This is a genomic window from Allorhizobium sonneratiae (assembly GCF_023700755.1).
Taxonomy (GTDB): Bacteria; Pseudomonadota; Alphaproteobacteria; order Rhizobiales; family Rhizobiaceae; genus Allorhizobium; species Allorhizobium sonneratiae.
The window spans coordinates 333883-357991 of sequence record NZ_JAMKOJ010000004.1 but is presented as its reverse complement, the minus strand read 5'-3'; the positions used below and the strand labels follow the sequence as shown (position 1 = coordinate 357991).

The 24109-nt window shown below is 56.3% G+C and carries 21 protein-coding genes and 2 pseudogenes; 8 read left to right on the top strand and 15 right to left on the bottom strand.

The annotated features are described in order from the left end of the window. The first annotated feature begins 85 nt into the window (after positions 1-85). Complete coding sequence (locus NAC44_RS09960; RefSeq protein WP_250940295.1) at positions 86-1093, top strand: ABC transporter substrate-binding protein; 1008 nt, start codon at positions 86-88, stop codon at positions 1091-1093. Positions 1094-1561: 468 nt separating this feature from the next. Here NAC44_RS09960 and NAC44_RS09955 read toward each other — a convergent pair whose 3' ends face one another. Next, positions 1562-2812, bottom strand: coding sequence for an MFS transporter (locus NAC44_RS09955; RefSeq protein WP_250940293.1), 1251 nt, complete (start codon positions 2810-2812; stop codon positions 1562-1564). A gap of 62 nt (positions 2813-2874) precedes the next feature. Here NAC44_RS09955 and NAC44_RS09950 point away from each other — a divergent pair, with 62 nt between their 5' ends. Then, positions 2875-3771, top strand: coding sequence for a helix-turn-helix transcriptional regulator (locus tag NAC44_RS09950; RefSeq protein ID WP_250940292.1), 897 nt, complete (start codon positions 2875-2877; stop codon positions 3769-3771). 228 nt (positions 3772-3999) lie between these two features. Here NAC44_RS09950 and vapC read toward each other — a convergent pair whose 3' ends face one another. The 3 genes from vapC to NAC44_RS09930 all read right to left on the bottom strand — a co-directional run bounded on the left by vapC (position 4000) and on the right by NAC44_RS09930 (position 5897). Beyond that, the gene (vapC, locus tag NAC44_RS09945) at positions 4000-4401 is read right to left on the bottom strand and encodes a type II toxin-antitoxin system tRNA(fMet)-specific endonuclease VapC (protein WP_250940290.1); all 402 of its coding nucleotides are present in this window, start codon (positions 4399-4401) and stop codon (positions 4000-4002) included. Continuing rightward, a complete protein-coding gene (gene vapB, locus NAC44_RS09940; protein WP_250940288.1) occupies positions 4395-4631 on the bottom strand; it encodes a type II toxin-antitoxin system VapB family antitoxin in 237 nt (78 codons plus the stop codon). Before vapB ends, vapC begins: the two co-directional genes overlap by 7 nt. Before the next feature lie 363 nt (positions 4632-4994). After that, positions 4995-5897, bottom strand: coding sequence for a LysR family transcriptional regulator (locus tag NAC44_RS09930; RefSeq protein ID WP_250940286.1), 903 nt, complete (start codon positions 5895-5897; stop codon positions 4995-4997). Positions 5898-6002: 105 nt separating this feature from the next. Here NAC44_RS09930 and NAC44_RS09925 point away from each other — a divergent pair, with 105 nt between their 5' ends. The 4 genes from NAC44_RS09925 to NAC44_RS09910 are packed head-to-tail and all read left to right on the top strand — an operon-like array spanning position 6003 to position 9739. Beyond that, on the top strand, positions 6003-7085 hold the full coding sequence (locus tag NAC44_RS09925) for a 4-oxalomesaconate tautomerase (RefSeq protein ID WP_250940284.1): 1083 nt from the start codon (positions 6003-6005) through the stop codon (positions 7083-7085). A gap of 49 nt (positions 7086-7134) precedes the next feature. Further along, positions 7135-8136 (top strand): ABC transporter substrate-binding protein, encoded by a 1002-nt coding sequence (locus NAC44_RS09920; protein WP_250940283.1) that lies wholly within the window; start codon positions 7135-7137, stop codon positions 8134-8136. Positions 8137-8148: 12 nt separating this feature from the next. Next, positions 8149-8982, top strand: a complete 834-nt coding sequence (locus NAC44_RS09915) for an ABC transporter ATP-binding protein (protein ID WP_420839912.1) — start codon at positions 8149-8151, stop codon at positions 8980-8982. After that, complete coding sequence (locus tag NAC44_RS09910) at positions 8966-9739, top strand: ABC transporter permease (RefSeq protein WP_250940281.1); 774 nt, start codon at positions 8966-8968, stop codon at positions 9737-9739. The genes NAC44_RS09915 and NAC44_RS09910 overlap by 17 nt, the downstream gene beginning before the upstream one ends. Positions 9740-9988: 249 nt before the next feature. Here NAC44_RS09910 and NAC44_RS09905 read toward each other — a convergent pair whose 3' ends face one another. Further along, a complete protein-coding gene (locus NAC44_RS09905) occupies positions 9989-11014 on the bottom strand; it encodes a LacI family DNA-binding transcriptional regulator (protein ID WP_250940279.1) in 1026 nt (341 codons plus the stop codon). Between the two features lie 163 nt (positions 11015-11177). On the opposite strand from NAC44_RS09905, the gene NAC44_RS09900 reads away from it, so the two are divergent. Both NAC44_RS09900 and NAC44_RS09895 read left to right on the top strand, forming a co-directional pair. After that, a complete protein-coding gene (locus tag NAC44_RS09900) occupies positions 11178-12125 on the top strand; it encodes a dihydrodipicolinate synthase family protein (RefSeq protein ID WP_250940277.1) in 948 nt (315 codons plus the stop codon). 170 nt (positions 12126-12295) lie between these two features. Then, entirely contained in the window at positions 12296-13684 is a 1389-nt protein-coding gene (locus NAC44_RS09895; RefSeq protein ID WP_250940275.1) for an MFS transporter, read from the top strand. Between the two features lie 347 nt (positions 13685-14031). On the opposite strand, the pseudogene NAC44_RS09890 reads toward NAC44_RS09895, so the two are convergent. From NAC44_RS09890 to NAC44_RS09845, 10 genes and pseudogenes are all read right to left on the bottom strand, one after another. Continuing rightward, positions 14032-14250: pseudogene (locus NAC44_RS09890) on the bottom strand (ATP-binding protein); the annotation flags it as partial. A gap of 54 nt (positions 14251-14304) precedes the next feature. Further along, a pseudogene (locus NAC44_RS09885) lies at positions 14305-15012 on the bottom strand (IS6 family transposase). Between the two features lie 93 nt (positions 15013-15105). Continuing rightward, positions 15106-16185: a sn-glycerol-3-phosphate import ATP-binding protein UgpC gene (locus NAC44_RS09880; protein WP_250940273.1), complete on the bottom strand. Its 1080-nt coding sequence runs from the start codon at positions 16183-16185 to the stop codon at positions 15106-15108. Continuing rightward, positions 16185-17033 (bottom strand): sn-glycerol-3-phosphate ABC transporter permease UgpE, encoded by an 849-nt coding sequence (ugpE, locus tag NAC44_RS09875; protein ID WP_250940271.1) that lies wholly within the window; start codon positions 17031-17033, stop codon positions 16185-16187. The genes NAC44_RS09880 and ugpE overlap by 1 nt, the downstream gene beginning before the upstream one ends. A gap of 9 nt (positions 17034-17042) precedes the next feature. Further along, positions 17043-17924, bottom strand: a complete 882-nt coding sequence (gene ugpA / locus NAC44_RS09870) for a sn-glycerol-3-phosphate ABC transporter permease UgpA (protein ID WP_250940269.1) — start codon at positions 17922-17924, stop codon at positions 17043-17045. Positions 17925-17981: 57 nt separating this feature from the next. Next, complete coding sequence (gene ugpB, locus NAC44_RS09865) at positions 17982-19292, bottom strand: sn-glycerol-3-phosphate ABC transporter substrate-binding protein UgpB (RefSeq protein ID WP_274706848.1); 1311 nt, start codon at positions 19290-19292, stop codon at positions 17982-17984. A gap of 134 nt (positions 19293-19426) precedes the next feature. Beyond that, entirely contained in the window at positions 19427-19852 is a 426-nt protein-coding gene (locus NAC44_RS09860; RefSeq protein ID WP_250940267.1) for a MurR/RpiR family transcriptional regulator, read from the bottom strand. A 51-nt stretch (positions 19853-19903) separates the two neighbouring features. Continuing rightward, positions 19904-20704 carry an inositol monophosphatase family protein gene (locus NAC44_RS09855; protein ID WP_250940264.1) on the bottom strand — a complete coding sequence of 267 codons (801 nt, stop codon included), beginning with the start codon at positions 20702-20704 and terminating at the stop codon, positions 19904-19906. Positions 20705-20751: 47 nt separating this feature from the next. Continuing rightward, positions 20752-21816 carry an ABC transporter ATP-binding protein gene (locus NAC44_RS09850; RefSeq protein WP_250940262.1) on the bottom strand — a complete coding sequence of 355 codons (1065 nt, stop codon included), beginning with the start codon at positions 21814-21816 and terminating at the stop codon, positions 20752-20754. Then, a complete protein-coding gene (locus tag NAC44_RS09845; RefSeq protein ID WP_250940260.1) occupies positions 21813-24053 on the bottom strand; it encodes an ABC transporter permease in 2241 nt (746 codons plus the stop codon). Before NAC44_RS09845 ends, NAC44_RS09850 begins: the two co-directional genes overlap by 4 nt. Between the last annotated feature and the right edge of the window lie 56 nt (positions 24054-24109).

The window sequence follows — 24109 nt, the reverse complement described above, 5'->3', positions numbered from 1 at the left end:
GACTGAAACTCGGATGTTGACAACGAGTTGATCATTGTTTCTTTTGTTTTGCAACGCCGTTTCAAAAAGCACTTCGGGAGGAAGTATGCAACAGAAACTTAGTCGCCGCGGTCTCGTCATGGGGCTCGCGCTCGCAAGCGCCCTTGGCTTTGCGCATCCAACCACCGCCGCCGAGGAAAAACCCATCACGATTGCCATTCAGTATGGCTATGCCTATCTGCCCGTGGTCGTCGCGGAACAAAAAGGCTTTTTCACCAAGCAACTGGAAGCGAAGGGCATTCAGGCCAGGATCGATATCAAGAAGATCAGCGGCGCGCCCGCCATCAACGATGCACTCATCAGCGGCACCGTCGACATCGGTGCCTACGGCCTTCCGGGCATGCTGATTGCAGCCGAAAAGACCAAGACATCAATCAAGATTCGCGGTTTGGCGGCACTTGTGGCGGGTGATAACGGCTTTTACGTCAACAAGCCCGAGGTGAAGGATCTCAAGGACCTCACCAGCAACGACCGTATTGCCGTGACGTCGACCACAGGTCAGCAGGGTCTGCTAGTGCGCATGGCGGCACAGAAAGCCTTCGGCGATGCGAAGCATTTCGATACGATGATGGTGCAGCTACCGCATCCGGATGCGACCAGCGCGTTGATCGGTGGCGGTACGATCAGCGCGTATGTGGCGCCCCATCCCTATAGCGACGTTGTTGGAGCGGATCCGAAGATCCATCGGCTGTTCAATTTCTCCGATTATCTGGGACAGCAGGTCACCAGCGGCCTGCTGGCGACCACGCAGACATTCATTGATGACCGCAAGGATGCCGCGCTGGCAGTCGTGGCGGCCATCGACGAGGCTGACAGTTTCATCAAGGCCAATCCGAAGGAAGCCGCCGATATCTTTCTCGCCAGCGAAAAGTCCTCGCTGTCTGCCCAACAAATTCAGAAAATGCTGGAAAGCGTGAAATCCGAATGGGGCGTGCAGCCGAAAGGCGTCATGACCTTCGCGGATTTCATGACGACGAGCGGATTGCTGAAAAGCAAGCTGGAGAAATGGCAGGACGTGTTCTTTGCCCCGGTGGCCAGTGGGCAGGGCAGCTGAAGCGGCCGTGTTGCAGCGATCAGATTCCCGACGGATTAACCCGACCCGTTGGATTTTTCAGGTCACGCGCCTGAATTCCGGGCGGCCGAGTTTGGTCCTCTGGTTGAGAGCTCGGACACCGATCTTTGTTTCTGTCGTCTGATTGTCGAAGGTCCTCGCTTTCAGTTCCGAGCAGATGATGTCTCCACTGACAAGATCGAGACCAAGGTGAAGCTTGCGCCCTCTCGATCTGGCGTGAAATCTTTGGCTCGATAGCTGCCTGAAACAGGCGACACAGGTTATCACCAAGCGTTCCAACCGTTAAGACGACGCCACCCATGGAGGAAAGGTGTACCGGTCTATCCTACAGCGAGTTTTGTGCGCCAAATATGGTGCACAAAACTCGCTGTAAGACTTTTAATCTACAGCATAATTCCTTAAATCCATTCCGATTTAAGGAGTGATGCTGTAGACCAGCGATAAGGGGCTTCATGAGCCTAAACCATTGTGTTTGAGGCATCTTTGCCGGGCGTTTCGGGCGTTGATCAGGGACAACGCCAGCGCAAAAAGCGTTGGAATGGCTGCTGCATAGGGCAAAAAGATGGGCGCTCCCGTTTTGCTGAGAAACCAGCCTCCCAGCGCTGCTCCAACAGCACTTCCGAGATAATTTGCTGAACTGTTCAGGGCGACACTTGCGGGACCATGCCGAGAATGCATCGTGAGCAAAGCATGTTGTTGAGGTGCTTGCGAGGCCCATCCCAACAGACCCCATAGGAAAAAAATGATCAGGGAGGCGAAGCCATGAGGGGCAAATGTTGGCAATGCGGCCAAAGTCACCAGCAGCGCAAACGCTATCCAGACGATGATCAGCTCTTTCGATTTTACCCTATCGATAACGTGGCCCACCGAGAAACTTCCAATAATGCCGCCACATCCCCAAGCCCAGAGAAAGACTGGCAGGCGAGATTCTTGGTCAACGGCGGCAAGCAATGGAGCCGTGTAAGTGTAAAGGCCCAAGCTCGCCAGACCAAGAAAAAACGTGACGAGGATCACACCGAGAACGTTAAGGTCGCGTAGCAAATTGAAACGTTCGCGCAGACCAGGAGCAGGTCGAGGTATGAACGCCGGGAAGGCTACCCGAATGCCGATCAGCGCCACGACCGCCACGGCTGCGATCAAATAGAACAAGACGACCCATCCGGCCTTGTCCGCGATAAGCAATCCAACGGGAACACCGATGACGGTACCCAAGCTCATACCGCCCAAAATGAACCCAAGCGCACGCCCATGACGTTCTTTGTTGGCGAGTGTCGTCGCTGCGGCCGCCGCTGAAGGCGAAAAGAGACCAGCACCCGCACCGGCAAGTGCGCGAGAGATCAAGAACACATCGAAATGAGGTGACAATGCACTGAGAAGATTCGCCGAAGCGAATATTGCCAACGCAATCGACAGGATCGCTTTTGCCGACTTTCCAGCAAGCACAGTCGCAAATACTGGCGCCGAAATCGCGTAAAACAAAGTGAAGACGGCGACTGCTAACCCTGCGGCTGAAACAGTGATCTCAAAGCTTCCAGCAATAGACGGCAAAATACCCGCGATCACATAGGCATCAAGGCCAAGGGCAAACATGCCAGCAGACAATATGTAGATCGAGCGGTTCATTTCGGCGATTGTTCCAAGGTGAGTGGCCCCCTTCAGGGACCCTTTTACAGGCGCATTACGCATGGCGATTACAGCCATGCATTGTGGTCAGGAATTTATCCGGTTACTATGGGAGAAGTTATCCTATTGCTAAAGGTATCATGATGTCTGTCGAACGGCTTGATAGGACACGCGGAGAGCTGGCCGCATTCCTGCGCCAAAAGCGCGAAAGCCTGTCACCGTTGAGTCTTGGTCTGCCGACAACGACTCGCAGAAGAACGCCGGGATTGAGACGGGAAGAGGTCGCAGCAATGGCTGGCGTCGGTCTCACATGGTACACTTGGCTGGAGCAAGGTCGGGATATCAGCGTCTCGTCTTATTTTCTGGACCGAATAGCGACCGTCTTCAGTTTGGACGAGATTGAGCGCCGTCATTTGTTTCTTCTGGCTCAAAAACGGCCGCCAATTTGCCGGGGAAACGTTACGGTTGAAAATCCTCCCGTCGCGCATTTACTCCTAAACGACCTGAAAACGAGACCAGCCTATCTCTTCAATTTAAGGTGGGATGTTCTGGCCTGGAACCCAGCGGCACAGTTGGTCTTCGGCTTCGAGGACCGCCACATTGAAGAGCGCAACATATTTTGGATGCTATTCGCTGATGAGCGCCTGAGCCGAAACATCGATAATTGGGAGGCGCAATCAGCGCTCTTTGTCGCGAGCTTCAGGAGAAATTTTGCCCAGGCTCCAGAAGACGAAGCGATGCAGGAGTTGGTTTTTCAACTACAAGAGCGTTCAGCCTATTTCAAAGATTTGTGGAATTCTCAAAATGTTCACGGTCGTTGTCGTGGCCAGCGGACGATCACGGTGAATGGCATTGGTCCTGTTCTCTTTCATCATTCCACAATAACGATAGACCAAGAGCAAAATCTCTATTTAGCAATTTATGCTGCCGAAGACGATGAGATTGGTAAAAAGCTGGCAGTCGGGACTTACCCGGAAAAAGTGGAGAGCGAATCCCTCAGCTTTGATAGGATTTCGCCGCATGACGAACACGAATAAGACTTCACCTGGCCGCCAGGCCAAATTCACTGATGACTTCAAAGCAGAAGCCGTATGTCGAAGACCGAGACATTGAGGGCATGCTTTTTCCATATGGCATATGCGATAATCTCACGCGGAAAATGAAACAAATTCAACCGGAGATTGGTTGTCGGTACGTCCATGAAGCCGCAATACCCGAAACGCCAACGTTAAACAAATTGCCAATATCTAGAGCGCCGTGCGAATTCAAGCCGTCCAATCCTCAACACGCAAACCGGGCACGCGATCAAACTCGCGCCGGTTATTTGTCACAGTGATCAGTCCGCGAGAGCGCGCATGCCCTGCTATCATTTGGTCATAAGGCCCGATAGGCGTTCCATTTCGGGCGAGCTCGGCTCGTAATTGCCCAGTATGGCTGGCAGCAAGTTCATCATATGGCAACACCTCAAGGCGTGCCGCGAAGCCCTCGACAATAACCAGATTACGTTCAGGGTTCGACGACTTTTCTGCTCCATAGATCAATTCCATCAAGCTAACTGAGCTTATGCATAGCCGACCATGGTGGCGATTGAACGCATCTCGCACCTGCTGCGGCCTGTTCTTGATGGTGAAAATGCAGATATTGGTATCAAGCATGTATTTCAACATGACAATGCTTCACGCTCCTGCAAGGCAGGCTGATCACGGTCTCCCATAAAATCGGATGTCACCTCAACTCCCTCGAACCAGCTATCCCAGACCTCACCGGCAGGCGCTATGATTCGCGTGCGTCCAAGCGCTACGATATCAACACGCTTAACGTCATCGGGCAGGGCAACAGCTTTAGGCAACCGAATGGCCTGGCTACGATTGCTTTGAAAGACTGCACCTTGTTCCATTGAAGGTTCCTTTGGGATCTACGTCTGGCATATCCCAAAAGATATTGATAGGAACTGGATATGTCAATGGGATATACGAAAGAATGAATCCAGCTTGTACTTCATTCGCCTTGAAGAGACTTGAACCGCAACCACCTTGATCCAAAAGCGATCAGAATAGGCTAACAGATTGAAAAAGCTTCAGTCCATTCCTGAGCCCCGTGCAGGACACGTAGGATGCGGATCATCGATTCGTAAGCTGCGTATGCCGCAACGTAAAGCGTTCCGCTGATTACAAACTCGCGTGTCCTAGAGCATTGTCCCGAGAAAAGTGTGAAACGGTTTTCCGGACGAAAATGCGTAAAAACAAAGAGTTAGAGCGTTTCACTTCTGCGTCCACAGTCCAAGCAACATCGTCATGAACCGTTCGGCAGCCGGCGAGAGAGAGCCACCCCTGCGCCGCACGATCCCAATCGCGCGCGAAATCTCCGGATTTCTGATTGGCCGGGTGACAAGAAAGGGGTGATCCTCCTGAGGTGTGGCCATCTTGGGCAAAACGGAAATTCCGAGCCCTGCTTCCACGAGCCCCAGCGAGGTGGAAAGATGCGTGACCTCATAAAACCAGCGGAGCTTCATGTTCGACCTTGCCAGTGCGGCATCGAGCAATGTGCGGTTCCCGCTTGATCGGTGCACTGTGATCAAAGGATAAGGCTCCAGATCGCGCCAGCCGATATTCGGGTTCGACGCGAGAGGGTGATCCTTGCGTGCGGCAAGCACGAACGGATCGTCGGCCAACTTATCGAAGACAAGGTCGGGATCGGAGTTGCCGACGATGTTAATGCCAAATTCCGCTTCGCCGCGCGCCACCGCCTTTAGCCCCTCCGTCGCAGTCAGATCGAGAATTCGGAAGCGGATATTGGGGTATTCAACCTTGAATTGTCGTATTACTTTAGGCAGGAAGTAGAACGCTGCAGTGGGAATGCAGGCGATTGTTACCAGTCCCCCCCTGTTCGGCCCGAGGTCACGCATTGCAAACAGCGATGTGTCAAATTCCTCCAACATGCGCTGAACCAAGGGCAAAAGCTCGCTTCCCATGGCGGTTGCCGCCACGTGGCGCGTCGTTCGCTCAAGCAGGGGGGCTCCGATGCTTTGCTCAAGTTTCTGTATGCGCCGGCTAAGGGCAGGCTGCGACAGATTCAGAAATTCCGCAGCCCTATGGAAGCTTCCGAGTTCAACCACAGAGAGAAATGCCCGCAGATCTAATATCTCAAAATTGATGTTATTCATGCATCAATAGCCTCGATTTTAGCATTTCACATATCAATCTTTGTTCCGATATTAGGAATAAAGATAGTCATTGTTCCACATATCGTAAAAGTTCGGGGCGCTGCAATGAATGATTTGATATCGATCCCCTGTGTTTTGATGCGAGGCGGCACGTCGCGCGGCCCGTTTTTTCTGGCCGACGACCTGCCAGCCGATCCAGCGGCTCGCGACCAGATTCTGCTGTCCATCATGGGTTCCGGTCATCCCTTGCAGATCGACGGAATTGGTGGTGGAAACCCGGTTACGAGCAAAGTCGCGATCGTCGGGCCTGGCTCTGTTCCCGGCACAGATGTCGACTACCTTTTTGCGCAGGTCCGTGTAGATGAGCAGATCGTGGACACATCGCCGAATTGCGGCAACATGCTCGCCGCCGTCGGCCCCTTCGCCATCGAAGCGGGTCTTGTTGCTCCGCGTGGCGATACGACGCTCGTGCGCATCCACAACGTCAACACGGGGAAACTCATCGAAGCTGAGGTGCCGACACCGAATGGCATGGTATCCTATCTGGGAGATGCAGCGATCGATGGCGTGCCTGGAGCCGCCGCACCGATCGCGTTGACGTTCATGGACGCGGCAGGTGCCCGGACGGGACAGCTTTTCCCGACAGGCAATCCTTCCGACATGATCGATGGAGTGGAGGCGACATGCATCGACTGCGCGATGCCTATGCTGCTCCTGTCCGCCGAAGCGCTGGGTGTCAACGGTTATGAAACCGCGTCCGAGCTCAACGCCAATGTCGATCTGCTCAACCGACTGGAGGCCATGCGCATCCGTGCTGGCGAAATGATGGGGATGGGTGATGTGCGCCGGCAGGTCACGCCGAAGCCGGTCATTCTTTCAGCACCTAGAAACGGCGGCAGCCTGAACGTTCGCTATTTTATGCCGCACGAATGCCATCCGTCACTGGCGACGACCGGAGCGGTCGGCATCTCGACGGCCTGTATAAGCGCTGGCACGGTGGCATCGAAACTCATTGGCCTGAAGAGTGCTCCCGTCACGCTCATACTCGAGCATCCGAGCGGGCACCTGGATGTCCGTCTGCAATGTCGCGACGGAAAGGTGGTTGCGGGCATTCTGAGAACCGCCCGCCGCCTGTTCGAAGGTCAAGTCTTTGCTAAACCGACAAAAGCGCTGGTTTGCGCTGCATAATATGTCAACCTGTGTGCGCCGGGAGGGCGCGAAAACTGGAGGAGTATCCATGAGAAAGTTGTTGCTAGCATTTGCCGCCACAGTCGTATTCAGCGGCTCAGCCTGGGCGGAATCGGTCCGCATGAGCGTCGGCTCCTACAATATCAACAACCTGCCATTTGTCGTTGCGCAAGGGTTGGGCCTTTATGCCAAGCAGGGCCTCGATGTCACGGTCGATAATTTCGCCTCCGGTGGATCGAAGACGCTGCAGGCGCTTGTGGCTGGCTCCACTGACATTGCCGTCGGCTTCTACGACCACACGATCCAGATGCAGTCTCAAGGCAAGCACATCATTGCCTTCGTCGATCTCGCGCGCAATTCGGGGCTGGTCCTTGCCGGAACGCCGAATGGCAAATTCGATCCGGCAAAGCCAGAGACCATCAAGGGCGCGAAGATCGGCATCACCTCGCCTGGTTCCTCTTCCGACTTCTTTGTCCGCTATTATCTGCAACGCCATGGTCTTTCGGCCAACGACGTCTCGCTGATTGCCGTCGGCTCTGGCGGTTCGGCAGTGGCCGCACTCCAGCAAGGCAAGATCGACCTTCTGGTCAACTACGACCCAGCGGCAACTTTCGTTGTTGAAAAGGGCGTGGGGAAAATCCTCATTGATGCCCGCAATGACGAGGGCGCCAAGGAGATCTATGGCGGCATCTATCCGACATCGGTCCTCTATGCCACCCAGAATTTCGTCAGCAGCCACCCGCAGACCATTCAAAAGGTAACGAATGCAACGGTAGAAGCGTTGGACTGGATGCAGAAGCACAGCGCGGCCGAAATCGTCGCCAAGCTTCCGGCCGACTTCATTTCCGGTGACAAGGAGACTTACACAAAGGCTGTCGAGAACGCTCGGGCTATCTTTTCGACCGATGGGCTGATCAACGAAACCGACGTCAAGACGCCGCTGGATGTCCTGAAATCGTTCAACGAAAAGGTTGCCGACGCCAAAATCGACCTGTCGAAAACCTACACGAACGAATTTGTCAAAAAGGTCCCCAAGACCGCGTCAAACTAACGGAGGAAGAAGATGTCCCTCGCAGTGGTGAAATCCATGAATACTGCACAGCCGGTGCCGGCGCCTGCCAAGGCAATGGTTTCTATCGACTCCGTGACGATGGCATTTGGTTCTTTTGTGGCCGTACAGGATGTCAATCTGACCGTGGCGGATGGTGAGTTTCTCGCTATCGTTGGTCCGACAGGTTGCGGAAAGAGCACGATCCTCAATTCAATTGCCGGCCTGTTGAAGCCCGCAAAGGGCTCTGTCGCGATCGATGGTGTCCGGGTTGACGGCGTCCAGAACGATATCGGCTATCTCTTTCAGCAGGATGCACTCCTGCCTTGGAAGACCGCAATCGAAAACGTCGAACTGGGGCCAATGTTCAAACGCGTGCCGGCCGCCGAACGACGTGAAAATGCCCTGAAGTGGCTAGCCAAGGTTGGACTCAAGGGTTTCGAAGAACGCTACCCCCATCAGCTTTCCGGTGGCCAGCGCAAGCGCGTTCAGATGGCGCAAGCGCTGATTACAGGTCCCAAGGTGATCCTGATGGACGAACCGTTTTCGGCACTTGATATCCATACCCGCCATCTGATGCAGAATGAGCTTCTGCGGCTGTGGCAGGAAGAACGGCGGGCCGTCGTTCTCATCACGCATGACCTGGAAGAGGCAATCGCGCTCGGCGACCGCGTCGTCGTGCTGGCTTCTGGCCCCCGCTCGCGGGTGATCGACAGCTTCCAGATCGAGCTCGAGCGACCGCGCGACGTGGCCGAGATCAAGCTCGACCCGCGCTTTACTGAACTTTATCGCAACATCTGGTCGTCGCTGCGCGGCGAAGTGGAGAAGAGCTATGAACGCCACGACTGAACGTCTTGTCCAGCTTGTCCTGCTTGTCGTGATTGTCGGCGGCTGGCAACTGGGCGTCAATTCCGGCCTGATCGACGTCTTCTTTTTTCCCTCTCCGATCGAAATCATCAAGCAGGTCGTTGCCTGGGTTATCGATCCCGGTTTCTACAAGCACGTGACGATGACATTGACCGAGACCATGCTTGGTTACATCATCGGCACAGCTGTCGGGGTTGCCGCCGGTGTTTGGCTGGGCTTGTCGCAGTCGACCGCGCGCATTCTGGACCCCTTCATCAAGGGCCTCAACGCGATACCGCGCGTCGTTCTTGCCCCGATCTTCGTTCTCTGGCTCGGACTTGGCCTTTGGTCGAAAGTGGCGCTTGCCGTAACACTCGTCTTCTTCGTCACGTTCTTCAATGCGATGCAGGGCGTGCGTGAGGTGAACCCGGTCGTGCTCTCGAATACCAGGATCCTTGGTGCGCGGCGGTTCGATCTCCTTCGCCACGTCTACTTTCCGGCAGCGGCAAGCTGGATCCTGTCCTCGCTTCGCACCTCGGTCGGCTTTGCCGTGGTCGGCGCCATCATCGGCGAATATCTCGGCGCATCCGCTGGCCTTGGCTACCTGATCGCCCAGGCGGAAGGAAACTTCGATGCGGTCGGCGTGTTTGCGGGTATCTTTATCCTGGCTGTGTTCGTTTTGCTGATCGACCTCGTGCTCGACTTCGTCGAACATCGGCTGATCACCTGGCGGCCGAAGCTATCCGAGCGACCGGCTTAACGGCCAGATCGCAGGACCGGGTTCGCCGGTTCCAATACCCGGCATCCGGCGCAAGCCCGATGCCGGGTAGAGCATTGTCCCGAGAAAAGTGTGAAACGGTTTTCCGTCCGGACATGCGGAAAAACAATGAGTGAGAGCATTTCAATGTTCCCGTGACACAGTGAAATGCTCTAGCGGAGTGAACGATTTGGGTGATCTCTTCCGCGCCTGATCGATAGCAGCCTGACGCCATTTGTGGACAACCCCTCGCTAAATGCGGAACTTTGCGGTCGATTTTCGCGGAATGAGTGTCGGGGCGGATACAAGAATGCGGTTCTCTCGCGGAGCCGTGGTATAGGTCAGCAAGTCCAACGCATGCGACGCAATCTGGTCGAAGGGAACGCGTAACGTCGTCAAAGGCGTCGAGAGATGGCTGACGATCGGGATGTCATTGTAGCCGACCAGCGAAACTTCATTGGGGACCGATAGGCCCATCTTGTTCAGCGCAGACAGCGCGCCGATCGCCGTATTGTCATTAACGGCAAAAATGGCCGTGGGTCGACAGTCGAGTGCCATGAGTGTCTGCACCGCTTCGGCGCCTGACTGGATGCCGAATGTCGATGGGACGATGAGTGCAGGATCGACCGAAATGGATGCCTCGGCAAGCGCCTGTTTATACCCTTCGACACGTCCGGTGGCGCTGGATGCATAATGCGGTCCGGCAATCACGCCGATCCTTTGATGTCCGAGATCCAGCAAATGGCGTGTCGCCAGATAGCCACCAAGTCGATCATCGCCAACGGCGGAGAGGCTATGATGATCCGTTCGCAACGCCAGGACATAGGGTACACCACGCTCCCGCAGTTCATCCGGGAAATTGTCGCCGTCACGTGCCGTTGAAAGAATAAGCCCATCGACACCGCGGTTGAGCAGCGATTCCGCAGCCAAACGATCGGCCTCCGGATTATCTTCCGTCGTCGCCACGATGGCGAAACGACCAGTCCGGGCACAGGCTTTGACGATTGCCTCATAAAGCATCGCCATCACCGTATCCGTCAGACGAGGCACGATGACGCCGATCGTCATCGTACTGCCACGCCGCAGACTGGCCGCGGAGACGTCCCTCACATAACCAAGCTCCGCTGCGATTTTGCGCACGCGCTGTGCCGTCTCGCTGTCGGACCGCGGAAGCCGTTCGTCCAGAATACGCGATACGGTCGATTTCGATACGCCTGCGGCAGCCGCCACGCTGTGAACCGTAACTCTCGCCTGACGCGAACGCTTTCTTGATTCCATTTGTCTCTTTCCATTCCAGGTTTGGGCCGTGCCAGTGAGTATTACATTGCACGAAAAATGTCGTTGACTCCAGAACAATAAAGATCGATAACGGGAACGTTCCCATTAACGATCCCAACTGCTGATCAGTAGAGGACAGCAGCTGATAAGGAGGAGAAATCAGATGCAACCCATGGATCTTCGTGGCCTGAGCCCGGCACCCGTCACCGCTTTCACCCGTGATGGTGAAGTGGATTACGCAGCCAATGCAAAAATCGCCAAGTGGTTGGCCTCGATGGAGGGCGTGAAGAGCCTCGTTATTCTCGGTCATGCCGGAGAGGGCACATTTCTCACGGAAGACGAACGTCTCGAACTCATCCGTGTCTATGTCGACGCTGTCGGTGGGGAAATCCCGATCATCGCCGGTATCACCGGTGAGGGCACACGTGTTGCCGCAGCAGAAGCCAAGAAGTGCAAGGCTGCCGGTGCTACCGGCGCACTCGTCTATCCTAATCACGGTTGGCTGCGTTTTGGCTTCCAGAAGGGTGCTCCGCAGGATCGCTACAAGGCGATCTGGGAAGAATCCGGTCTTCAGGAAATCCTCTTCCAATATCCGGATGTGACAAAGGCTTCTTACGATCTCGATACGCAGCTCGCGATCGCCACGCAGCCAGGTGTGGTCGCCACCAAGAACGGTGTGCGCAATATGAAGCGCTGGTATGTCGAAATTCCTGAACTCAAGAAGGCCAATCCGAATCTGCAGGTTTTGAGCTGCCATGACGAATGGCTGCTTCCGACCATGTTTGACGTCGATGGTCTTCTCGTCGGCTATGGCAACATCGCGCCAGAACTTCTGATTGATCTGATCGAGGCTGGCAAGGCCCAGGATTATCCGCAGGCCCGCCAGATTTTCGAACGGTTGCTGCCCGTCACTCGCGCCGTGTATCACCGCGGTTCCCATATGGAAGGCACTGTGGCGCTTAAGCTGGGTCTCGTGCATCGCGGTATTCTTGATCACGCGACGATCCGCGAGCCACTGAAGAACCTTGGTGAAAAGGCGGAGCAGGAAATCTTCGCCGCCTTCGATGCTGCGGGCATCGGCCGCGTCGAGCATCTTCTCGCTGCCGAATGATTATCATGCCGTCTCGGCTTTGGTCGGGACGGCAAACACTTGGAGACGGATCGGCATTCCAGCTGATTCAGCTCCCCTGATCGATGTCTGACAGGAACGTCTTAGAAAGAAGCAGAAGAGCAGAAACAAGGTCGTCGTCGGGAGAGAGCGGCGAGGGTGAGGAGAAAATCATGAATATCGTGGTGCAGCCACAGATGGCTGACGCGACGGCTGTCGCCGATCCGCAAGCTGACATCAGCGCCCGACTGGAGCGCCTTCCGATTACCAGAGAAGTCTTCTGGGCGCGCAACATCATTGGAACAGCAACGTTTTTCGACGGCTACACGGTGATCGCGATTGCCTATGCGATGCCTGTCCTGGTGCGGGAGTGGAGCCTCACACCGGCCCAAACAGGCATGATCCTGTCGATGGGATATCTCGGTCAGCTCATTGGTGCAATCTTGTTCGGCTGGATGGCCGAAAAGGTCGGGCGCCTGAAAGTGCTGCTCTTCACGATCCTTCTCTTTGTCAGCATGGATGTGTCCTGCCTCTTTGCAGCCGGTGCTGGCATGATGATGGCCTTCCGCTTTGTGCAGGGTATTGGCACGGGCGGCGAAGTGCCGGTTGCCAGCGCCTACATCAACGAGCTGATCGGTTCCAAAGGACGCGGTCGCTTCTTTCTGCTCTACGAAGTCATGTTCTTGCTCGGTCTCTTGGGCGCCGGTCTGATCGGTTACTTCATGGTGCCCGTCTATGGTTGGAAAGCCATGTTTGTTGTCGGTCTGGTGCCCGCCGTCCTGATGATCCCGCTGCGCTGGTTCTTGAAGGAATCGCCCCGCTGGCTTGCCGCCAATGGCCGCTATGAGGAGGCCGACGCTATTGTTTCTCGCATGGAGGAAAGTGCGCGCGTATCCGGCAGAGAGCTTCCTGAACCGCGCCTTGCGGCAACGCCTGAGAGACGCAAGTCTGACTGGAAAGAACTGTTCCAAGGTATCTATCTGAAGCGGACGCTCTCGATCTGGGCGATGTGGTTCTGCGCCTACATGGTGGCAAACGGAACGATCACTTGGTTGCCGACGCTCTATCGCCAGGCCTTCAACCTGCCTCTCGAAACCAGCATTCTCTATGGCTTTATGACCTCTGCTGCGGGCGTGGTTGCGGCCGTCATCTGCGCGCTTCTGATAGATAAGGTCGGCCGTAAACGCTGGTATGCTGGCGCCTTGCTTCTTGCTCCGGTACCGCTTGTCATCCTTGCTTGGCTCGGCGCGACCTCGCCATTGCAGGTGCTTATCCTGGCGGGGCTGGCCTACGCCATCGTGCAGACGGTTACCTTCTCACTCTACCTCTATTCGGCGGAAATCTATCCGACCCGTATGCGTGCAATCGGTACCGGCACGGGTAGTGCCTGGCTGCGTCTCGGCTCCTCCGCCGGCCCGATGCTCGTCGGCTTCGTCATGTCGTCCTTCGGCATCCAATATGTCTTCGCCACATTCGCTGTCATTCTGGTCATCGGTGCCATCGTGACGATGCTGTTTGCGGTAGAAACCAAGGGCAAGGTTCTCGAGGAATTGTCACCGTAAGACGGCTTCTCAGCCTGAGGACACAAAAAGCCGGGATCGACGTCCCGGCCTTTTTGTGATCGATCAGGCCTCTTAGAGCAGTATCCCGAGAAAAGTGTGAATTGGTTTTCCGTCCGGAAATGCGGAAAAACAATGAGTTAGAGCATTTCACTGTTTCCGTGAAACAGTGAAATGCTCTAAGGGGAAGCAAGCCCTGGCAGCGCCTTGACCAATCCTTGCGTCGAGCTATTGCCAGCCACTGCACTCGCAAAAATTGTGCTCAATAGCAACAAAGGCTGCTGCACTGCTGCTCATTGTTGATTCCATTGAGAGCTGAGCCGGCGTTTCCACCAAGACGTGACCCGCCTTTAGGTATCGTTCGTGTTGCTGTTCGGGGTCAAGTTCCTGCGTTTTTCCTTTGCTGTTTTGGGCTGATGCGCCGAGCTGTTCTTGACGCGGAAGCTGTCGTTTCCGGTTTCGAGGATGTGGCAGTGGTGGGTGAGCCTGTCGAGCAGCGCGGTTGTCATCTTTGCGTCGCCGAAGACGCTTGCCCCTTCACTGAAGCTGAGGTTGGTGGTGGTGATGATGAGGTATTGCCAAGTTGTTTGAGGCTGGTCGCGCGCCACCATGGTGCGAGTATTTTATGCGACCATTTCAGCGGTGTACTCGGCCCACAGGCCGAATGCATCAATCCGCGCGTGGCGGTATGACATGGCTGAGAGATTGTAGCGGCGGGGGAGAAAGATCGTGTTGATCTGGTCGTGGACTGACAGAAAGCGTTGCGCCTGGCGAGGTGATTTGAAACGCCCCATGATCTTCTCGCGTTTCCGTGTCTGGCGATGCGAGTTTTCAATTCTGTTGTTCAGGCCCTTGTGCGCCCGATGATCGGCATCTGGCGCGATGGCCTGTATCGGCTTGAAGTCGCTGCCGAGCTTGTCTGTCACGACGACGCGCGGCTCGCCGCCTGACCAGCCTGGAGAAGAAGCGTCTGGCGGCCTTGGTGTTGCGAGGTGGCTGAACCAGGATGTCGAGTACATCACCGTCAGCGTCGATTGCCCGCCAGAGCCAGAATTTCTTGCCGCCGATCACAATGACAGCTTCATCCATGTGCCATTTGTCATTCGGCTTTGGCCGGTCCCGGCGAATGCAGGTGGCAAAATGGCGGCCAAAGCGATTGATCCAAAGACGAACGGTCTCCCGGCTGACGAGCACGTCGCGCTGCCCGCGAGCAGATCCTCCACATCGGCCGTGCTCAGGGCAAAGCGATGGTAGGCCCAAACCGTATAAGCGACGATCTCACGTGGAAAACGAAAACCCTTCAGACGGGGAAAAGCGCTCGGCAATTTCATCGTGCCTCGATACCTGAAACGCATGCCTCAAACAACTTGGCAATACCCGAGGAATGCCATTGGCTTTCGTTCAGCCTCGTTGTTGAGCATCGGTCAAATGCTAGCGGGCATCGAACTCCCTGCGTACGCTGTCGGTTCGTGACGGTTGCCAGCAGTATCGAAGAAATGCAGAGCTTCGAGGGAAGCTGCGATGTCGAGCTCGCTGCCGATCGCAATCAGCGATCGGCCCGGAACGCGAAAGACGATCGGTTGGCCATCGGCAAGAATGCCGTAGACGTAGCTTTCTGCGCCGACCAGTTCCACCGCCTGGACTCGTACCCGTGCGCTAAAGGCAGCCGCGCTTCCGCTTTCGGCCAAGCGAATATCTTCCGGACGAATTCCGACTGTCGCATTGCTACCGCTCCATGAGCCAGGGGCTGACAACACAAAACCATCTGTCATCCGAAGAAGGTTCATTGAGGGTGAACCGATAAAGGTCGCAACGAACGTTGTGGCTGGCCGTTCATAGAGTTCGATGGGTGTTCCAACTTGTTCGATCCGGCCCGCATTGAGAACGACCAGCCGGTCAGCAAGTGTCATCGCCTCCATCTGATCGTGCGTGACGTAGACACTGGTCGTCTTGAGAGCGTTTTGCAGTCCTTTGATTTCGACACGCATTTGCACCCGCAGCTTTGCATCCAGGTTTGACAGCGGTTCGTCGAACAGAAACGCCGATGGCTCACGAACGATCGCGCGACCCATCGCCACACGCTGACGCTGGCCGCCGGATAGTTGCCGCGGCTTCCTCTCGAGGAATGGTTCGATCTCCAATGACGATGCGGCCTTTTGTATGCGCTTTTCAATGTCCGCTTTCGGCATGTTTCGGTTTTTCAGGCCGTAGGCAAGGTTCTGGCGCACTGTCATATGCGGATAAAGAGCGTAGTTCTGGAAAACCATGGCAATGTCTCGCTCTGAAGGTTCCAGGTCATTGACGACCCGGTTTCCGATCGAAATCTCACCCGATGTGATACTTTCGAGCCCGGCGATCATTCTCAATAGTGTCGATTTCCCGCATCCGGATGGGCCAACGAGAACAACGAACTCGCCATCCTTAATCTCTAATGAAATACCGGAAATCGCCTCCACGCTCTTGCCGTAGATCTTGCGGACGTCCTTCAGGGTGATTGCAGCCATTACTTCTCAGTCTCCACGAGTCCTTTGATGAACCAGCGTTGCATCAGCACCACAACGACAATGGGCGGAATAATTGCGACGATTGCCGTAACCATGACGAGGTTCCAGGGCGTCGAAGCATCGGTAAAATCCACCATCTTGCGCAGTCCGATGATGATGGTGGTCATCTGCGCATTGTTCGTCACCAGCAAAGGCCAGAGGTACTGCGTCCATCCGTAGATGAACAAAATGACGAACAGGGCAGCGATATTGGTGGTCGACAGCGGAAGCAGGATATCCCGCATGAAGCGGAATGGTCCGGCATTGTCGATCCGTGCCGCCTCGAGAAGTTCTCCCGGTATCGTCAGGAAGAACTGCCGGAACAGAAAGGTCGCGGTTGCGGACGCCATCAAGGGAAGGGTTAAACCCGCATAGGTGTCGATCAAACCGAGATCGACCACGACCTTGTAGGTCGGAAGGATGCGCACTTCGACCGGCAACATCAGCGTGATGAAAATCATCCAGAAAAACACCATGCGGAGCGGGAACCGGAAGAACACGATCGCATAGGCGGACAGGAACGAAATGATGATCTTTCCGAGAGCAATCACCATAGAAACAACGATCGTGTTCCAGAGCATGCGTTCGAGGCTGACGCCGACGACGCGCTCAACACCTCCCGACAAAGCATCGCTGTAATTCTCGACGAGATGTCCGCCGGGCAAAAGCGAGATCGGTGGCTTCAGGATTTCCGCCGACGTCATCGTCGATGCGACAAAGGTATAGTAGATCGGGAAAGCCACGACGACGATGCCAAGGACAAGCATCAGGTGGCCGACGAGATTGGCGACAGGGCGCTTTTCAATCATGAATGTGCCTCACCCATAATGCACCCGTCGCTCGACGAAGCGAAACTGAAAAGCGGTGAGCCCAATGACGATGATCATGAGGATGACCGATTGCGCCGCTGACGAGCCGAGGTTGAGGTTTACGAACCCGTCATTGTAGACCTTGTAGACCAGCGTTTCCGTTGCCCTGGCCGGGCCGCCCTTCGTGACGGAGTCGATGATACCGAACGTATCGAAGAAGGCGTAGACGGTGTTGACGACAAGCAGGAAGAAGGTGGTCGGCGCCAGCAGTGGAAAGACAATTGTCCAGAAGCGCCGGGCGCCGCGCGAGCCATCGATGGCGGCCGCTTCCAACAGCGATTTTGGAATCGCCTGCAAGCCCGCGACAAAAAATAGAAAGTTGTAGCTGATCTGTTTCCATGCTGCTGCGACGACGACAAGCGAAATCGCCTGATTGCCGTTCAAGAGTGGATCCCAGGCGATGCCATTGCGTCGGAGAATATAGGCAAACGTTCCCATTGCCGGGTTGAACATGAACAGCCAGAGCATGCCGGCAACGGCAGGTGCTACGGCGTAGGGCCAGATCAGAAGTGTCCGGTAAAGTGTTTGCCCGCGAACGACCCTGTCCGCCGCAGTCGCCAGCGCCAGCGCGACGATCATGGACAGAGCGGCGGTCGCAACGCTGAAGAGCACGGTGACCTGCATGGAGTGCAAGTAGCCTGGATCGTGAAGAACCTGGCGGAAGTTTGCCAGTCCGACAAATCGGCTCTTCATCCCAAAAGGATCCTCGCGCTCTAAGGACTGGTAGAGTGCCTGGCTAGCAGGCCAGAAAAAGAAAACCACGGTCAGGACGATCTGTGGTGCGATGAGGAAATAGGGAAGTATCTTATTGGGAAAGGCGACGGTTTGCACGACGATCTCCTAGGGGCGGGCGGTCCACACGTGCATGCGGACCGAAATGTCTCGTTGTCAGTTGCCGTTTGCCTCAGCGATCGCTGCATTGCCGCGCTCGACCGCTTTGTCGAGTGCCGTCTTGGCATCCTCCTTGCCGGCGAGCATCGCCTCGAATTCCTCGTTCATGATGTCACGCACCTGAGGGAGATTGACGAGGCGGACGCCCTTGGAGTTTGCGGTCGGCGGCTTTCCAATCATCTGGAGGATGGGTGTTTCCATGCCAGGGTTCTTCTCGTAGAAGCCGGATTTCTTGGTCTCCTCGTAGGCGGCCATCGTCACCGGCAGATAGCCGGAGACCTGATGCAGACGGGCCTGAATCTTGGTTTGTGAGAGGAAATGGAAGAACTCACCGATCCCCTTGTATTCCTGATCGGTTTTGCCCGCAAAAACCCACAGGCTTGCTCCGCCGGGAATGGTATTTTGAGGGCGTCCGTCACCTTCATCATAGGGAAGCTGGCCTATTCCATAAGGAATGCCGGATTTGACAATGTCCCCGAGGCCACCGGAGGATTCCGTCAGGATGCCACATTCGCCCGAGGTGAATAGCTGCTTGGCCTCGGACGTGCGCCCGCCATATCGGAAGGTCCCGTCTTTCGCGAGATCGGCAATCGCCTGGAAGTGCTGGACGAAGGGCGCAGCGTTGAATTCTAGCTTCACGTCGGTGCCGCCGAGGCCGTTTTCCTTTGTGCCGTAGGGGACATTGTTCCAGGCCGCATAGTTTTCTGTCTGGATCCAGGTGAGCCAGGTGGATGTCAATCCGCAACTCGCAGCGCCGCTTGATTTGATCTTTTTGGCGGCGGCAAAAACCTGCTTCCATGTCTTCGGCGGGTTGTCCGCATCCAGACCGGCTTTCTTGAAAATGTCCTTGTTGTAATAGAGGATCGGCGAGGAGGAATTGTAAGGGAAGGACAGCATGGTGCCGTCGGGTCTCGAGTAATAAGAGACAATCCCCGGCAGATAGTCTGACTTGTTGAAGTCGTAGCCCGCCTTCTTCAGAACATCGGCCGCGGGCATGATCGCCCCTCCGGCACTCATCATCACGCCACTACCCGCATCGAAGACCTGAAGGATTGCCGGCGCCTGTTTTGCGCGGAACGCGGCGATGCCCGCGTTGAGCGTCTCCGGGTAAGTGCCTTTGAACACTGGAACAACCTTATAGTCCTTTTGGCTGTCGTTGAACTCCTTGGCGAGTTGATCGACGACCTCGTTGTTTGCCCCCGACATAGCGTGCCACCATTGAAGTTCGGTTGCTGCAAGGGCGTGCGAAGTGCTGGCAATGGAGGCCATTGCCATGATGGAGCAAGTTACAATGAGACGATTGGTCATATTTCCTCCCTAGAGTTTATGGTTTTTCGCGCGGCAGTGGCGATCCTGCCAGATTGCCGTTACACCTGCTGCAGGTTTCCAAACATCGCGGCCGTTCGGTGCTTTCTGCAAGCGCGTTCATCAGAGTTAGCGTGTCATGCTTGCCCGTCCAGATGGCGAGATTTATTGATAAGCCAGCTATCCACCTTCCAATCTTTGGTGCCGCCACCGCCTGAAATCAGGTCACCCGCGACCATTTCAAATGACGCTGACCGACGGTCCTCGGCGTTCTTGAGCTCTGGCGGTTCGTGTCGCCGTGAGATCCGCTTCAACTCTTCTTGGAAGATGCCGCGGAAATCCCTGACCGATCCGAAACCAAGCGCAGCCGCCAATCGGGACACTGTGCTGGGCGACACGCGTGCAGCCGACGCGATGAGAGTACAGGATTCAAATGCCATGACGTCCGGATGGCATAACGCATATTCAGCCAGACGAGTGAGCGGCGCGGGAAACGGGCCCAACGTCGCGAGACAGCCGAGCCTTTCGCTTCTGTTTCGAGGAGAGGGGAGTTCCAGAGCCATGCATGCCTCCTTGTCAGGCCGATCGGTTCGCGTCCACGTAGACCGGCAAAGCTACAAGCCCGCAATCTTCTTGAGATCGTCGATTGCGCCAGGAGCGGCTGCCAGCACCTGCGCACCCTTCGTCAGGCGGTCGCCCTCTGCCGGGAAAGGATGATACCAGCCACCCGCTTCCTTCACGAGGCAATAGCCGGCAAGGCAATCCCAGGCGTGCATGTAGGGTTCGTAATAGCCAACAAGGCGACCGGACGCCACGTAAGCCAGCATCAAAGCACCCGACCCGTTCCGGATGAAGTTACCCCCGGCCTCAAGAATGCCCTCAACGATCTTGCCGACCGACGCCGGCGTAACATGACTGTTTGCGCCAAAGCCGGTTACCGCATTCTGGATCGTCCTCTTCGGATCGACTGTCAGCGGCTTGCCGTTCAGCGTTGCACCATTTCCAAGTCTTGCTGCAAAGAGCTCGTCGAAGCAGGGAGCGTAAATCACGCCGACAACAGGAATGCCCTCATGTAGAAGCGCGATGGAAACGCACCAGTTTGGCATGCCGTTGACAAATGGGCTGGTGCCATCGATGGGGTCGACGACCCACGTATAGCCAGAGAGGCCCTTTTCAAGGCCATATTCCTCGCCGAGGATGCCGTCGGTGTCGTAGGCCTCTCCGAAACGGTTTCGGATCAACTCTTCAACTTCGCGATCGGCAACCGAGACGACATCCTGAAGATCGCGTTTCGTCTCGATGACCAGCGTGTCACGACGCTTGAAATAATCGAGCGCGAGTTTGCCGGCCTCGCGGGCTACGGATTGGGCAAGCGCAAAGCGTTCTTCGATGCCGGTGACAGACTGGGAGTTCATTGCATTTTCCTTGTGCCAAATGTGTCGATTGCGCCGGGGACGCGGGCTCAGCTGCCGATAATTGCTATGCCGCGATCCTTCAAACCGATCGCGACCTCCGTCGATGTCGGGAGCGGCTGCTCCATGCCATCATCGACCACGAAGAGGGTCGAGTTCTGCGTCTTGACCTCGTATTCGACGTGGTCGCCGAGGTAGGCTGCGTGGATGATTTGACCGCGAAACCCGCTGGCCGCGGTGCTCGGCGACAGGCTTATGGCGTTTGGCCGCACGGCCAGTTGAGCGGGACCTTTCACCGCTTTGGCTGTTGCCATTCGATGGCGCAGCCCCTCGACATCGATGATGGCGTGGCCACCTTCAATGTCGATAACATTGCATGTGACCACGTTTGCCTCTCCCATGAAGTCTGCAATGAATGCGGACGCGGGTGTTTCATAGAGATCCCGGGGCGTACCCTGCTGGGCGATCGCGCCGTCCTTCATCACGATGATCTGATCGGACACCGCCAGTGCCTCGTCCTGGTCATGGGTGACATAGACGGCGGTGAAGCCCAGGCGCTGCTGCAGCTCCCGGATTTCCGTACGAACCCGCCGACGCAGACGCGCATCGAGGTTTGAAAGCGGTTCGTCGAGCAGCAGAACCTGTGGTTCGAGAACCAATGCTCTTGCGACAGCGACACGCTGCTGCTGGCCACCGGAGAGCTCGGCGGGCAGCCGCTTGCCCATGCCGCTGAGGCCGACAAGCTGCAGGCCTTCTTCAGCGCGCTCGCGGGCCTCTTTCCGTTTCATGCCAGATGATTCCAGGCCATAGGCGACGTTGTCCAACGAGGTCATATGCGGGAACAGTGCGTAACTTTGGAACACCATCGACACGTCGCGTTCATTCGCAGGCAGCATCGTGACGTCCTTGCCGGCGATCGAAATGCGGCCGGACGAGGGGTGTTCAAGGCCCGCAAGCATTCGCAACGTCGTCGTCTTGCCGCAGCCGGAGGGTCCAAGCAAAGTGACGAGGGTGCCAGGCTCGATCGTCAGGGACAGGTTCGGGATGGCGGTAAAGGCGCCGAACGTCTTTTTCACGTTTTCAAAGACGACAGATCCAGGTTTGATCATGCTCATGCGGGTCTCTCCTGACCGATCGGAGTGGCGGCTGTTGCGACGGGCGCAGCCATGGCGACGCGGTTCTCGCGTCTCAGACGACGCTCGCCGACGAGGAACTGAAAGCCTGTGATGACAGCGATCATCACGACGATCAGCGCTGAAGAATAGGCGATTGCAACACCGTACTCGCCGTTCTCCACTAGCCCGACAATGAATGCCGTCGACATGTTGTACTGCGCGCTGACGAGAAAGATCACGGCGCTGATCGATGTGATGGCGCGCACGAACGAATAGACGAGGGCTGCGTTGATCGCCGGCCGCAGCAGAGGCAGGATGACCTTTCGGATTGTTCTAAAGCTGTTTGCGCCCAGCGTCAGCGATGCTTCGTCAAGGCTCTTGTCGAGCTGGCTCATGGCGGCGACACCTCCGCGCACGCCAACCGGCATATTGCGGAAGACGAAACACGCGACAAGGATCAGTGCGGTTCCCGTCATCTCAAGGGGCGGCAGATTGAAGGCCATGATGTAGCTGATGCCGATGACCGTACCCGGAATGGCAAAGCTCATCATCAACGCGAATTCGAAGAGGTTTCGGCCAACAAAACGCTGGCGGACGATGATGTAGGCCGTGAGCAGTCCGACGGCAGCAGTCAGAGGGGCCGAGATCAGGGCGATTTCCATCGTCGTCCAGAAGGAGTTCCAGGCAACACCGGACCACTCCAGCCCTCCATCGTTTCTGAACCCGATGGAGAACGCCTTGACGTAGTGTTCGATGGTCAGGCTATTGTCCAGGCCCCAGGTTTTGACGAAGCCGCCGAACAGGATCATCCCGTAGACGACCAGCGTAAATGCGATCCAGGGAAGGACGAGGGCATGGACGGCAACGGAGAGGCCTTTAGGCAGGGCAATGTGCGCGCCGGAGTCACCCTTGCCCGTTACCGTCGCGAAACTTTTGCCCGAGAGCCAGAAGCGCTGTGCAATGAAAGCGGTCATGGTGAAGACCAGAAGGATCATGGCCAGAACAGCTGCCCGTGAAGGATCATTCTGCGAGCCGACCACCGCAAAGAAGATTTCCGTCGAAAGGACGCCATGACTTCCGCCGAGCACCATCGGGTTGCCAAAGTCAGCCATGCTTTCGATGAAGCCGATCAGGAATGCATTGGCCAGGCCTGGCGTCATCAACGGTAGGGAAACCCGCCAGAAGGTGCGCCAGCGATTGGCTCTCAGGGTCTGTGAGGCTTCCTCCATGGAGGGACTGACACCTTCAACGACCCCAATCAAAACCAGAAAGGAAATCGGCGTGAAAGAGAGAACCTGGGCAATCCAGATGCCGGTCAGTCCGTAGAGCCAGCGGCTTGGTTCGGCACCGGTGACGCCGGCGACCCATTCGGTAATCACGCCTGAGCGGCCAAACAACAGGATCAGGGCGAGCCCGATGACAAAAGGCGGTGTGATGATCGGCAGGATCGTCAATAGCCGCAAGCCCTTCTTGAAGGGAAATCGGGTCCGGGTCGCTACAAGTGCGAAGCAAAGACCGAGCACGGTTGCGCCTGTGGCGGTCAGGACGGCGAGGCAAAGCGTGCGCCAGGCGACACCACAGCTATCACCACCAACCACGCAGCTCAGGCTCCAGACGGAAGGATCCTGAATGTTGGTTATAAAGCCGGTCGGATCGAATGAACCATCGATCGATTGGAAAGCAGCGACGAACATGCTGCCAACAGGGTAGAACACGAAGATTGCGACGAGAAAGATAAGCATTGTGATGGAGGCGACGACGAATCCATCCCCCTTCATGACGCCTCGTTTTGCCAATCCGATCGAAAACAGCATGACAAAGACAATCGCGGTGAGGATCGCCCCGGCGCCCATAGACGGTTGGCCATCGGCAAGGGGGCCAAACAGGGTCTCGCTGAAGGACCAGCTCCAACCTGTGAAGTTGATCGCAAGGCCCTGCAATGCGAGAAATACCACCCCGAGTGCGCCAGCCCAGGCGAGAACAGCGCCTTGCCGCTGAGGCGTCCGCATGAATCGCGCAGTCCCGGCTGCCACAAGGATGACAGGCGCGGCCAGCAACCACCATCGGCCGAAGCCGAAGATTTCCACAACAGCGGGACCGGTTGCCGCGTCATTGGGGAAGCTGGCGAGCCATCCAAAGCCATAAAACCCGCCGTCTATCCGGTACCAGGGCAATATGAACATCGCCAGGATGCCGACAATGACGGCGATGTCCTGCCTGCGATTGGCTTTTATCATGCCTCGTCTCCCGCTCACGTCCGATGAGGGCTGCCGAACACGCATGGGCGGCAGCC